9 protein-coding genes are annotated in these 13,238 nt (G+C 71.1%); 7 read left to right on the top strand and 2 right to left on the bottom strand.

Features of this window, described 5'->3' with window-relative positions:
- Positions 1 to 4 precede the first annotated feature (4 nt).
- Both ACYCO6_RS27635 and ACYCO6_RS27630 read left to right on the top strand, forming a co-directional pair.
- Positions 5 to 1,090 carry a lysylphosphatidylglycerol synthase domain-containing protein gene (locus ACYCO6_RS27635; RefSeq protein WP_459765297.1) on the top strand — a complete coding sequence of 362 codons (1,086 nt, stop codon included), beginning with the start codon at positions 5 to 7 and terminating at the stop codon, positions 1,088 to 1,090.
- A gap of 18 nt (positions 1,091 to 1,108) precedes the next feature.
- Positions 1,109 to 2,383: an ATP-binding protein gene (locus ACYCO6_RS27630; RefSeq protein ID WP_459765295.1), complete on the top strand. Its 1,275-nt coding sequence runs from the start codon at positions 1,109 to 1,111 to the stop codon at positions 2,381 to 2,383.
- Here the strand turns inward: ACYCO6_RS27630 and ACYCO6_RS27625 are convergent.
- Positions 2,365 to 2,976: a glutathione S-transferase family protein gene (locus tag ACYCO6_RS27625; protein ID WP_459765293.1), complete on the bottom strand. Its 612-nt coding sequence runs from the start codon at positions 2,974 to 2,976 to the stop codon at positions 2,365 to 2,367. The two genes, ACYCO6_RS27630 and ACYCO6_RS27625, sit on opposite strands and share 19 nt — an antisense overlap.
- Before the next feature lie 143 nt (positions 2,977 to 3,119).
- On the opposite strand from ACYCO6_RS27625, the gene ACYCO6_RS27620 reads away from it, so the two are divergent.
- The 3 genes from ACYCO6_RS27620 (at position 3,120) to ACYCO6_RS27610 (ending at position 7,392) form a co-directional block, all read left to right on the top strand.
- Positions 3,120 to 5,594: a heavy metal translocating P-type ATPase gene (locus ACYCO6_RS27620; protein ID WP_459765291.1), complete on the top strand. Its 2,475-nt coding sequence runs from the start codon at positions 3,120 to 3,122 to the stop codon at positions 5,592 to 5,594.
- Positions 5,591 to 6,064, top strand: a complete 474-nt coding sequence (gene cueR / locus ACYCO6_RS27615) for a Cu(I)-responsive transcriptional regulator (protein ID WP_459765289.1) — start codon at positions 5,591 to 5,593, stop codon at positions 6,062 to 6,064. Before ACYCO6_RS27620 ends, cueR begins: the two co-directional genes overlap by 4 nt.
- A gap of 155 nt (positions 6,065 to 6,219) precedes the next feature.
- Positions 6,220 to 7,392: a M20 aminoacylase family protein gene (locus ACYCO6_RS27610; protein ID WP_459765287.1), complete on the top strand. Its 1,173-nt coding sequence runs from the start codon at positions 6,220 to 6,222 to the stop codon at positions 7,390 to 7,392.
- 222 nt (positions 7,393 to 7,614) lie between these two features.
- Here the strand turns inward: ACYCO6_RS27610 and ACYCO6_RS27605 are convergent, their stop codons facing one another.
- On the bottom strand, positions 7,615 to 9,015 hold the full coding sequence (locus ACYCO6_RS27605) for a leucyl aminopeptidase family protein (RefSeq protein WP_459765285.1): 1,401 nt from the start codon (positions 9,013 to 9,015) through the stop codon (positions 7,615 to 7,617).
- A 127-nt stretch (positions 9,016 to 9,142) separates the two neighbouring features.
- On the opposite strand from ACYCO6_RS27605, the gene ACYCO6_RS27600 reads away from it, so the two are divergent.
- Together ACYCO6_RS27600 and acnA are read left to right on the top strand one after the other, a co-directional pair.
- Positions 9,143 to 9,958 carry a CDC27 family protein gene (locus tag ACYCO6_RS27600; RefSeq protein ID WP_459765283.1) on the top strand — a complete coding sequence of 272 codons (816 nt, stop codon included), beginning with the start codon at positions 9,143 to 9,145 and terminating at the stop codon, positions 9,956 to 9,958.
- Between the two features lie 363 nt (positions 9,959 to 10,321).
- Entirely contained in the window at positions 10,322 to 13,021 is a 2,700-nt protein-coding gene (acnA, locus tag ACYCO6_RS27595) for an aconitate hydratase AcnA (RefSeq protein WP_459765281.1), read from the top strand.
- The last annotated feature ends 217 nt before the right edge of the window (positions 13,022 to 13,238 follow it).

Raw genomic sequence — 13,238 nt, 5'->3', positions numbered from 1 at the left:
CGGCATGAATTTTCAGGGACAGCACCGGAGGTCGGCCGAGCCGGTCGAGCCGGTCCAGCACGACGCCGCGGACGCATCGCGGAAGAGCCGGCGCAGCCGCTATGCCTGGATCGGCACGGCCGCCAGCATCGTGCTGTTCGCGGTCTCCCTCGGCGTCCTGTGGAAGCTTATCCAGAGCGTGAGCTGGGCGGAAGTGCGCACGGCGATCACGGCGGCGACCGCCGAGCAGCTCGGCCTCGCCTTCCTGTTCGTCGGGATCAGCTACCTGTTCCTCACCGGCTACGACGCGCTGGCCCTGCGCCAGCTCCGGATCAAGGTGCCGTACCGCGTCACCGCGCTCGCCTCGTTCACAAGCTACGCGGTGAGCTTCACCCTCGGCTTCCCGCTGCTGACCGCCGGCACGATCCGCTACTGGATCTACGCCCGGCAGGGCCTGTCGGCGGCCAAGATCGCGGCGCTCACCGTCATCGCGGGCTTCACCTTCTGGCTCGGCATGGGCGTGGTGCTGGGCCTGAGCCTGATCATCGAGGCGGGTCAGCTCGCCGGGCTCGCCTTCACGTCGATCCGGATCAACCAGGGTGTCGGCCTCGCGGCGCTCGGCCTCGTGCTCGGCTATCTCGCCTGGGTCTCCGCCAAGAAGCGCAGCATCACCGTCAAGCACTGGCGCTTGGAACTGCCCGGCGCCTCGGTCTCCATCGGCCAGATGATCGTGGGGATCGGCGACGTCTGCGCGGCGGCGGCCGTGCTCTACGTCCTGCTGCCGCAGGAGACGACGCTGGCCTTCACCACCTTCCTGGCGATCTACGTGCTCGCCGCCATGCTGGGCATCGCGTCGAATGCCCCCGGCGGGATCGGCGTGTTCGAGGCGACGGTGCTGCTCGCCCTGTCGAGCCTTCCGCGCAACGAGGTTCTGACCTCGCTGCTCCTGTTCCGGGGCTGCTACTACGTCGTGCCCTTCGTCACCGCCCTGGCGATGCTCGGTCTCTACGAGATCGTCAAGCGCGCGGGAGGTGCGCGCGATCCCGGGCCGCCGGAAGGGACCGCGGGCCCGTCCGGACGGGCGTGGCACGACGAGTCCGGCTCCCGGTAACTCTCCGGGCCACCTGTCATGCCGGTCCGCCCGCGCAGTTCCCAGGCCTGGACGGGCGCCGCGATCGCGGCCGGTCTCCTCGGGTTCGCCACCGCGCTCGCCGGCCATCTCGACCTTCCGTTGATCCTCGCGGGCCTCGGTGCGGTCTGCCTCGGCGGCTGGCTCGGGGGCCGGGGCCAGGACGCCCCGACGCCGCGGCCCGCCGCGACCGCGCAGCGCCACGCCGTCGCCGAAGCGCTGCTGGCCCATGTCCCCGATCCGGTCATCCTGGTGGACCGGCGCACTCTGGTGGTGGAGGCCAACCCGGCCGCCCGCGCCCTCCTGCCGGCCCTGCACCAAGCCCGACCCCTCTCGTTCGCCCTGCGCGACCCGGAGGTCCTCGACGGCGTCGAGGCGGTGCTGAGTTCCGGCCTGCCCCGCCGGGTGGCCCTCGCCACCCGGGTCCCGCTGGAACGGACCTTCGAGGTGCAGATCGGCGCCCTGCCGATGCCCGACGGGTCGGGCGTCAGCGCCCTGCTGTTCCTGCGCGATCTCACCTCCGCCCGGCGCCTGGAAGCGATGCGGGTCGATTTCGTCGCCAATGCCAGCCACGAGCTGCGCACGCCGCTCGCCACCCTGATCGGTTTCATCGAGACCCTCCAGGGGCCGGCCCGGGAAGATGAGCAGGCCCGCGAGCGCTTCCTGGAGATCATGCGCGTCCAGGCCCTGCGCATGACCCGGCTGATCGAGGATCTGCTGTCCCTGTCGCGGATCGAGCTGCGGGAGCACGTGGCGCCGACCACCGTGGTCGATCTCGGGGCGCTCACCCGACAGATGGTCGACGCGCAGGGGCCGCTTGCCGAGGCGAGGGGGGCCACGATCCGCTTCGAGGACGGGGCGGGCCCCTATACGGTCCAGGGCGACGCCGACGAACTCGCCCGCGTGATCGAGAACCTGATCGAGAACGCCGTGAAATACGGCGGCGGGCAGATCAGCGTCGGGCTGGCCCGGGAGGACGATTCCCGGCTCGGCCGCCGGATCGTCCTGTCGGTGGCCGATGACGGGCCGGGCATCGCGCCCGAGCACATCCCCCGCCTGACCGAGCGCTTCTACCGGGTCGACGTGACCTCAAGCCGTGCCCGTGGGGGCACGGGGCTCGGTCTCGCTATCGTCAAGCACAGTCTCAACCGGCACCGCGGCCGGCTGGCCATCGAGAGCACGCTCGGGCAAGGGACAACCGTGCGGGTCAGCCTCCCGGAATACGGAGCCGCCCAGCAGATCCCGCAGGCCGCCGATCAGGCGGGCGCTGGATAGGGTCCGATCCCGAGCCCGGTCTCGACGCGGGCAACCCAGCTGCGGATCGCCGGATAGGCGGCCAGATCGAAGCCGCCCTCATGCGCCATGCGGGTATAGGCGACCAGGGCCACGTCGGCCAGGCTCAGCGCGTCCCCGGCCAGGAAGGCGGCGCGTTCGAGAGTCGACTCCATCAGCCGCAGCGCGTCCGCGCCGCGCTCCGCGAGCTTGGGATCGAGCTCCTCCGGCGACCGCTTGAGGTAGTGGAGCTGGTAGCGGCGGACCGCGATGTAGGGCTCGTGGCTGTACTGCTCCCAGAACATCCATTGCAGCATGCGGGCACGGGCGAACGGTGCCTCCGGGATAAGCGCTGAGCCGTCCGCAAGATGGACGATGATCGCGTTCGATTCCGACAGCACCGCACCGTCGGGAAAGACGACGACCGGCACGCGGCCGGCCGGGTTCAGGGCCAGGAATTCGGGTGTGCGCGTTCCGCCGCCCGGAACATCCACGTCGCGCCAGATCGCCGGGATCCCGAGATGGGCCGCCACCCATTTGACCTTCAGGCAGTTTCCCGAACCCGGATCCCCGTAGATCGTCAGCGGTTCGACCATTCGAATCCTCGTCTGCCCCGTGCGCGAGCGAGCTTGGCGGGCCGCTTGCGATTCGACAACGGCTGGCGTCTCGGCCCCCTTGACCTTCCCATAATGGGAAGCCCCATCTGGGGTGCATGGATGCTTCGAACGGAACCGCTCCCATGCCGGAACCCGTCGCCTTGAGTTTTCCCGTCGAGGGAATGTCCTGTGCGAGCTGTGTCGGCCGGGTCGAGCACACCCTCAAGGGGCTGCCCGGTGCCCGCGACGTGGCGGTGAACCTCGCCACCAACCGCGCCAGCCTCGTCCTCGGAGGCGGCACAAGCCCCGCCGACGCCGCGTCGGCGCTGGCAGAGGCCGGCTATCCGGTCCCGGAGGCGGAGAGCCTGCTCGTGATCGAGGGGATGTCCTGCGCGAGCTGCGTCGGCCGCGTCGAACAAGCGTTGCAGGCGGTGCCGGGCGTGGGCGGCGCCACCGTCAATCTCGCCACCGGTCGCGCCGCGATCCGCCATCCCGAGGGACTGGTGGCGATCCCTGACCTCGTGGCGGCCGTGGAGGCGGCGGGCTACGAGGCCCGGCCGCTCGACGAGGCGCCGGCCATCGATCCCGCGGCCCGGCGGGAAGCGGAAGGCCGCGCCCTGCGCCGGGACCTGATCGCCGCCGCGCTGCTCTCCGCGCCCGTGGTCGTCTTCGACATGGGGGGGCATATCGTGCCTGGCCTGCATGGCGGCCCGATCACGGCCCTGGTCCAAGCGGTCCTGGCCACCCTGGTCCTGGCCTGGCCGGGCCGGCGCTTCTTCCTGCGGGGCGTGCCGGGCCTGGTGCGCGGCCACCCGGACATGAACGCCCTCGTCGCGCTCGGGGCGGGGGCGGCCTACCTCTACTCGCTGGTCTCGACCCTGGCGCCCGGGCTCCTGCCCGCGGGCGCGGCTCATCTCTACTTCGAGGCGAGCGTCCTGATCGTCACCCTGATCCTGCTCGGGCGGACCCTGGAGGCCCGGGCCAAGGGGCGGACGGGGGAGGCCATCGCGCGGCTGATGGATCTCACACCCAAGACCGCGCGCGTTGTCCGCGACGGCGCGGAGGCCGAGGTGCCGCTCGCCGCGCTCCGCGTCGGCGACGTGGTCCGGGTGCGCCCGGGCGAGCGCGTGGCCGCCGACGGCGTCGTGGTCTCCGGCACCAGCCATGTCGACGAGAGCATGGTGACCGGTGAGCCGGTGCCTGTGCGCAAGGCACCCGGCGACCGGATGGTCGGCGGTACCCTCAACGGCCGCGGCAGTCTCGACCTGGAGGTCGCCGCGGTGGGCGGTGCCACCGTGCTCGCCCAGATCACCGCCATGGTGGAGCGGGCGCAGGGCGGCAAGCTGCCGATCCAGGCGCTGGTCGACCGGGTCACCGGGCGCTTCGTGCCGGCGGTGATCGGGATCGCCGCGGTGACGTTCCTCGCCTGGGTGCTCCTCGCGCCGGCGCCGGCCCTCGGCACGGCGCTGGTCAACGCGGTGGCGGTTCTGATCATCGCCTGTCCCTGCGCGATGGGGCTCGCCACGCCGACCGCCATCATGGTCGGCACCGGGCGCGCGGCGGCGCGGGGTGTCCTGTTCCGCGACGGCGCGGCGCTGCAGAGCCTGCGGGACGTGCGGGTCGTGGCCCTCGACAAGACCGGTACGCTGACCGAGGGCCGCCCCCGGGTCACGGATTTCGTCGCCCGCAGCGGTGTCGCGGAGGACGAGGCGCTGGCGCTCGCTGCCGGCCTCGAGAGCCGATCCGAGCACCCGCTGGCCGGCGCCGTCGTGGCGGCGGCGCGGGACCGCGGCCTCGACCTGCCCGATCCGGAGAGCTTCGAGGCCGTGGAGGGGTTCGGCGTTTCCGGCCGGGTCGCGGGCCGGACCGTGGCGCTCGGCGCGCCGCGTTACCTGGACCGGCTCGGCATCGCCCGGGATCCGGATCTCGCCGCCCGCGCCGAGCGTCTGGCCGGGGCCGGCAGGAGCCCCGTCCACCTCGCTCTCGACGGCCGGCACGCCGCCGTGCTGGCGGTGGCCGATCCCGTGAAGGCCGGCGCCCGCGAGGCTGTGGCGGCCTTGAAGGCGAGCGGCCTCGTGGTGGCGATGGTCACCGGTGACGATCCTGGAACCGCCACGGGCGTCGCGAAGAGCCTCGGCATCGACCATGTGGCGGCCGGGATCCTGCCCGGCGGGAAGGTGGAGGCGGTGCAGCGGTTCCGTGCGGCGCACGGGCCCGTGGCCTTCGTGGGCGACGGCATCAACGATGCGCCGGCTCTGGCCGAAGCCGATGTCGGCCTCGCCATCGGCACCGGCACCGACATCGCCGTGGAGAGCGCCGACGTCGTGCTGATGTCGGGTGCGCTCGACGCCCTCGTCGAGGCGCTGACCCTCTCGCGGGCCGTGATGACGAACATCGGCCAGAACCTGTTCTGGGCCTTCGCCTACAACGCCGCGCTGATCCCGGTGGCCGCGGGCGTGCTGGTGCCGTTCGACGGACCGGCGCTGTCGCCGATCCTGGCGGCCGGCGCCATGGCCTTCTCCAGCGTGTTCGTCCTCGGCAACGCCCTGCGATTGCGCCGGGCGGGCGGCCGGCCCGCTCCCGTCGGCGGCACCGCACTCGCTCCGAGGTCGGCATGAGCGCGGCGCCCCTTACCATCGGCGAGGCGGCCCGGCGCACCGGCGTCTCGGCCAAGATGATCCGCTGGTATGAGGCGACGGGCCTGCTGCCGCCTGCCGCCCGGTCCGACGCCGGCTATCGCCACTACGGCGAGGCCGACCTGCACACCCTGCGCTTCATCCGCCGGGCGCGCGACCTCGGTTTCAGCATCGAGGCGATCGCGGACCTGCTGGCCCTCTGGCGCGACCGGGACCGACCGAGCGCCGGCGTGAAGGCGATCGCGCAGGAGCAGATTGCGGATCTGCGCCGCCGCATCGCCGAGCTGGAAGGCATGGCCCGGACCCTGGAGCGCCTCGCCGAGGCCTGCTGCGGGGACGGCCGGCCCGAGTGCCCGATCCTGGACGACCTCGCCGCCGCGGACCATCCGCCGGAGCCGCAGCGTCGCGCGCGCGGGCTGTCCGGGCGCCGATCCGCGCGGGCGGCACCTTGAGCGCGGCAGCCTCGTCAGCGGCTCGATCCTGACGCGCGCGCCCGTCAGCCGGATCGCAGCCTGCGGCCGGTCGGCAAGCGCGGCCGTTGACGGCGCCTCTGGCCCCGGCTTTGCTGGCCCGGCTACGACCTGCAGGCCACGAAAGCCCGAGACCGATGCCCGTGCTCGAACGGATCCGCGACTTCGCCGACACGATGACCGCGTGGCGGCACGATCTCCACGCCCATCCCGAACTCCTCTACGACGTCGAGCGGACGGCGGGTTTCGTGGCCGATCGGCTCCGGGCTTTCGGCTGCGACGAGGTGGTGACCGGCATCGGCCGCACCGGCGTCGTGGGCGTGATCCGGGGCCGGGGCCGGACCTCCAACCGCGCCATCGGCCTGCGCGCCGACATGGATGCCCTGCCGATCCAAGAGGTACGAGACCTGCCCCACCGCTCCACCGTGCCGGGAAAGATGCACGCCTGCGGCCATGACGGGCACACGACGATGCTACTCGGCGCCGCCAAGTACCTCGCCGAGACCCGCGATTTCGACGGCGCCGCCGTGCTGATCTTCCAGCCCGCCGAGGAGGGCGGCGGCGGCGGCGAGGCGATGGTCGAGGACGGCCTGATGGAGCGGTTCGGGGTCGAGTCGGTCTACGGGATGCACAACATTCCCGGCATGCCGGTCGGCACCTTCGCGATCCGGCCGGGGCCGATCATGGCCTCTACCGACCGCTTCACCATCACCATCGAGGGCCGGGGCGGCCACGCGGCGCTGCCGCAGAACGCGGTCGACAGTGTGCTGGTGGGAAGCCACGTGATCATCGCCCTGCAGAGCATCGTGGCGCGCAACCTCGATCCTCTGCAATCGGCGGTGGTCTCTGTCTGCGCGCTGGAGGCCGGCGAGGCCTTCAACGTGTTGCCGCAGACGGTGACCATGCGGGGCACCGTGCGCACGCTCTCCCAGGCGGTGCGCACGCAGATCCGGGCGCGGATCGAGACCCTCGCGGCAGAGATCGCGGGGGGCTTCGGGGCCAGTGGCGTGGTCGAGTTCGAGGGGAGCTATCCGGTCACCGAGAACCACCCGACCGAGACGGCGTTCATGGCCGACGTGGCCGCGTCCCTGGTGGGAGGGGAGAACGTCGACCGGGCGGTGGCGCCGATGATGACGGCCGAGGACTTCTCCTACATGCTCGACCGCCGCCCCGGCGCGTACATGCTCATCGGCAACGGCGACAGTGCCTCGCTCCACCACCCGCATTACGACTTCAATGATGCAGCCGCGCCCTATGGAGCCTCCCTGTGGGTGCGCCTGATCGAGACGGGGCTGCCGCTGACCGCCTGAGCACGACGCCCGCGCCGGTCGTGCTGCCGACGCTCACCCAGGCGCTCCCGGTCTGGCTGCGGATCTGCCGGTTTGGGAAGCCTTGATCCGGCCGCCCTGGTACTCACCCTGGCGGCGATCCTGGCGGTCTTGCGGTTCAGCCCCGGGATGCTGCCGACCCCGGCGCTCCGTGACCGGTCGGGATCGTGCTGCGGCAGGCGGGTCCAGCCCGACCCGGTAGGCTCAGGCCCCGTAGCGCCTCTTCAAGAGCGCGTAGGTCAGCCGCGCGGTCTGCACCTCGCCGCCCTCCGGCCGGCCGGGCTTTGTCGATGGGTTCCAGCCGTAGAGGTCGAAATGGCCGTGCGCCTTTGTCTTCGGAGCGAAGCGGCGCAGGAACAGGGCCGCGGTGATCGCCCCAGCGAACGGCCCGCCCGAGACGTTGTTGAGGTCGGCCACCTTGGAATCGAGCAGGCTGGCATAGGGCGCGTGTAGCGGCATCCGCCAGACGGGATCGATGGCCCGCTGCCCGGCCTCCGCCACGGCTCCCGCCAGGGCCTCGTCCTCGGTGAAGAAGGCCGGCAGGTCCGGCCCGAGCGCCACCCGTGCCGCGCCGGTGAGCGTCGAGAAATCGAGGATCAGCTCAGGAGCTTCCGCATCGGCGAGCGTCAGCGCGTCGGCGAGGATCAGCCGGCCTTCCGCATCGGTATTGCCGATCTCGACGCTGAGCCCGGCCCGGCTGGGCAGTACGTCGCCGGGGCGGAAGGCGTTGCCGGACACCGCGTTCTCTACGGCCGGGATCAGGACCCGCAGGCGCAGCTTCAGGTCCGCGCCCATGGCCATGTCGGCGGCCGCGAGGGCTGCGGCGGCGCCCCCCATGTCCTTCTTCATCAGCAGCATCGCGGCCGACGGCTTGATGTCGAGCCCGCCGGTGTCGAAGGCCACGCCCTTGCCCACCAGCGTCACCCGCGGGGCCTCGGCAGGCCCCCAGGTCAGGTCGATGAGCCGCGGCGCCCGCGGCGACCCGGCACCGACCGCGTGGATCAGCGGGAACTCCTTGGACAGGTCCTCGCCCTGCGTGACGTGCACCGCGGCCCCGTGCCGCTCGGCGAGGGCCCGGGCCGCGGCCTCGATCTCGGCGGGTCCGAGATCGTTGGCGGGCGTGTTGACCAAGTCGCGGCCCATCGCCACCGCGGCGGCGATCCGCTCCACCTCGGCGGCATCGATCCCTGCCGGAGCCGCGAGCCGCGCCTTCGTGCTGCCGCCGGACCGGTAACGGCCGAAGCGGTAGCTCCCCATCAGCCAGGCGAGGGCCGCTTCGGCGGGCTGTGGCGCGTTCTCGAGGCGGAATGTCCCCTCCGGCAGCAATCCCGGGAGCTTCCCGACGAGCAGCCGGTCATAGGCCGCCGCCTCGGGCTCGCCGAGGCCGAAGAGCACCCGCGCGAGGTCGCCGTCCGGGCCGGGCAGCAAGGCCAGGCTGCCCGCCTTCGGCTTGAAGCCGATGGCCTTCGCGAAGCTGCGCTGCCCCGGCTCGAGAGCGGCTTCCGCCTCCGCCCAGGATTCCGTCGTGACCAGGCTGACCGGAACGGCCTGCGTATCGCCGGGCAGGAGCGTGGGGTTCGTGGCTTGGGTTTCGGCCTGCGTCATGGGCCTCTCGTGCAGGGATCGGGCCACCGGCTTAACCGGCGGTTAGGGTTAACGCTCTATCACCGGCCGGCCGGGGGCGTGAAGCGCGAGCCAGAGCCACCCGGCCTTCCTGCCGGCGGAGCGTACCATGATGACGGCCCTGATCCGGGTTGTGAGGACCCAGGTTTCTGCCGGACGGCGCGCCGGCCTCGCCACAGCGCTCGTCGCCCTCGGGCTCGCCGGCTGCAACACCCGCTCTCCCGAAACCACCGGCTCCATCGGTTCCCTGAGCGCGCGCCCGGCGGCGCCGCGCCAGGATCTCGACGGGCTGGCCGAGCGCTTCAACGCCAATCCCGGAGACGGGCGCGCGGCGCTCGCCTACGCCCGTGCCCTCCGGTCGAACGATCAGATCAGCCAAGCCTCAGCGGTGCTGCAACAGGCGGCCTTGCGCAACCCGCGCGACACAATCCTCCTGGGCGCATACGGCAAGTCGCTGGTCGAGACCGGCCATTATCGGGAAGCGATCGACGTCCTCGCCAACGCTCACAGCCCGGCCAACCCCGACTGGCGCATCCTGTCGGCGCAGGGCTCGGCTTCGGCGCAACTCGGCGAACAGACCCGCGCGCAGGGCTTCTACGAGGCCGCCCTCAAGATCCGGCCGAACGAGCCCTCGCTCCTGTCGAACCTCGGCCTGTCCTACGCGCTCTCGCGCAACCTCGACCAAGCCGAGCAGACCCTGCGGCTCGCCGCAGACCAGCCCGGCGCCGACGCCCGGGTGCGGGCGAACCTCGCTATGGTGCTCGGCCTCAAGGGCCGCATCGCCGATGCCGAGGCGGTCCTGCGCCGCGACTTGAGCCCCGCGGAGGCCGCGGCCAACGTCGCCTCCCTGCGCAAGCTCGCCGCCCAGCCGAATCGGTTCAAGGCGCTATCCGGCGCGGGCGGGGGTGTGCCGGACCAGGGGTGACGAAAGTCCCGCGGGCGCGGCGGTTCGGAACCGCCGCGCCCGCTCCCTCTCCCCGTTGCGAGGGAGGGAAAGGCGCGGGATCCGCATCCTCGCGCCCCAGATCAAGGCCCGTCCCGGCATCCACGACACGCAACCGCGGCTGTCAGCGCGACCCGGTAGCGGCCAGATTCGAAAAGTTCTATATCCCCTCACGGCTGCGCCGCGCGGCTCCACGGGCGTCCAAATCGCCCCCGCGCATCGTCCTGCCCGGGCACTCCCGGGGCGGCGCGCGCCCGTCGGGCGCTACACAGGCCGAACACAGATCTCGTAGCGCAGGTCTTGCCTGCGCGTGTTCGACAACCCGCAGCGAGGATAGAACCAGCCGTGCCCTCACTCGACAGCTTCAAAGCCCGCCAGACGCTCGAAGCCGGCGGCAAAACCTACACCTACTATTCCATTCCCGCGGCCGAGAAGAACGGCCTCGCCTCGGCGGCCGCGCTGCCCTTCTCCATGAAGGTGATCCTGGAGAACCTGCTGCGCTACGAGGACGACCGCTCGGTCAAGAAGGCCGACATTGAGGCCGCCGTCGGCTGGCTCGACCAGAAGGGCAAGGCCGAGGTCGAGATCGCGTTCCGCCCGTCGCGCGTGCTGATGCAGGACTTCACCGGCGTGCCGGCGGTGGTCGACCTCGCCGCCATGCGCGACGCCATGGTGGCGCTCGGCGGCGACCCGCAGAAGATCAACCCGCTGGTGCCGGTCGATCTCGTCATCGACCACTCGGTGATCGTCGACGAGTTCGGCACCCCGAAGGCGCTGGCCGACAACGTCGCCCTGGAATACGAGCGCAACGGCGAGCGCTACACCTTCCTGAAGTGGGGCCAGTCGGCGTTCGACAACTTCTCCGTGGTGCCGCCTGGCACCGGCATCTGCCACCAGGTGAACTTGGAATATCTCGCCCAGACCGTCTGGACGAAGTCGGAGAACGGCTCCGACGTGGCCTATCCCGATTCGCTGGTCGGCACCGATTCGCACACCACCATGGTCAACGGCATGGCGGTTCTGGGCTGGGGCGTCGGCGGCATCGAGGCCGAGGCGGCCATGCTCGGCCAGCCGCTGTCGATGCTGATCCCCGAGGTCGTGGGCTTCAAGCTGTCGGGCAAGCTGCCCGAGGGCACCACCGCCACCGACCTCGTGCTCACCGTCACCCAGATGCTGCGCAAGAAGGGCGTGGTCGGCAAGTTCGTGGAGTTCTACGGCCCCGGCCTCGACGACATGGCGGTCGCCGACCGGGCCACGATCTCCAACATGGCCCCCGAATACGGCGCGACCTGCGGCTTCTTCCCGGTCGACCAGAAGACCATCGACTTCCTGAAGGTCACCGGCCGCTCCGACGACCGGATCGCCCTGGTCGAGGCCTACGCGAAGGCGCAGGGCATGTGGCGCGACGCCAATACCCCTGACCCGGTCTTCACCGACACGCTGGAACTCGACATGGGCGAGGTCCGGCCTTCGCTCGCCGGCCCGAAGCGCCCGCAGGACCGGGTGCTGCTCGACGGCGCCAAGGCGGGCTTCGCCGCCTCGATGGAGAGCGAGTTCAAGAAGGCCGCCGACCTCGCGCGCCGCTATCCCGTCGAGGGCACCAACTTCGACATCGGGCACGGTGACGTGGTGATCGCCGCGATCACGAGCTGCACCAACACGTCGAACCCCTCGGTGATGATCGGCGCTGGGCTTCTCGCCCGCAACGCCGTCGCCAAGGGCCTGCGCTCCAAGCCGTGGGTGAAGACCTCGTTGGCCCCGGGCTCGCAGGTGGTCGGCGAGTATCTGGAGAAGTCCGGCCTGCAGGAGCCGCTGGACGCGCTGGGCTTCAACCTGGTTGGCTTCGGCTGCACCACCTGCATCGGCAATTCCGGCCCGCTGCCGGAGGCGATCTCGAAGGCGATCAACGACAACGACGTGGTCGCCGCGGCGGTGCTCTCGGGCAACCGCAACTTCGAGGGCCGCGTGAACCCCGACGTGCGGGCGAACTACCTCGCCTCGCCGCCGCTCGTGGTCGCCTACGCGCTCGCCGGCTCGCTCCAGATCGACATCACCAAGGAGCCGCTGGGGCAGGGGGCGGACGGCAAGCCCGTCTATCTCAAGGACATCTGGCCGTCCTCGGCCGAGGTCCAGCAGTTCATCGAGCAGAACATCACCTCAGCGCTGTTCAAGTCCCGCTACGCGGACGTGTTCGGCGGCGACCAGAACTGGAAGGATGTCGAGGTCACCGAGGCCGAGACCTTCGCGTGGAACCCGGGCTCCACCTACGTGCAGAACCCGCCTTATTTCGTCGGCATGGAGAAGCAGCCGAAGCCCGTCGAGGACATCGAGGGTGCCCGCATCCTCGGCCTGTTCCTCGACTCGATCACCACCGACCACATCTCGCCCGCGGGCAACATCCGCGCGGCCTCGCCGGCCGGCGCGTACCTGCAGTCGCACCAGGTGCGAGTGCAAGACTTCAACCAGTACGGCACGCGGCGCGGCAACCATGAGGTGATGATGCGGGGCACCTTCGCCAACATCCGTATCAAGAACCAGATGGTGAAGGACGAGTCCGGCAACGTGGTCGAGGGCGGGTGGACGCACTTCCAGCCCTCGGGCGAGAAGATGTTCATCTACGACGCAGCGATGAAGTACGCCGAACAGAGCACCCCGCTCGTCATCTTCGCCGGCAAGGAGTACGGCACCGGCTCGTCGCGCGACTGGGCGGCCAAGGGCACGAAGCTGCTCGGCGTCCGCGCCGTGGTGGCTGAGAGCTTCGAGCGCATCCACCGCTCGAACCTCGTCGGCATGGGCGTGGTGCCGTTGGTCTTCCAGGGCGACACGAGCTGGCAGTCGCTGGGCCTGAAGGGTGACGAGACCGTCACCATCAAAGGGCTGGCCGGCGAGCTGAAGCCCCGCCAGACGCTCACCGCGGAGATCAAGTCCGCCGACGGCTCGGTGAAGCAGGTCCCGCTGACCTGCCGGATCGATACGCTCGACGAGCTGGAATACTTCCGCAACGGCGGCATCCTGCCTTACGTGCTGCGCTCGCTCGCGGCCTGAAGCACCACAGGGCGGCAGCTGTGCCGCCCGCCCACGGTTCAGGGGGCGGCGCCCGGCGGGCGCCGCCCCACTTCTATCTCAGATCAGCACATTTCGATTGTGCGCAATCTTGTTACGCGCGTGGCACGCCCCATAACCCGGCTCCCGAAGCCAGGATGGGACCCCGATGAAGCACCTCAGCAAGACCCTCTTCGCCGCCGGCCTGACAGCTCTGCTG

The organism is Methylobacterium sp. CM6257, assembly GCF_054611515.1.
Note: the sequence above shows the minus strand (reverse complement) of the source record. Positions and strands in the feature narration are given on the sequence as shown.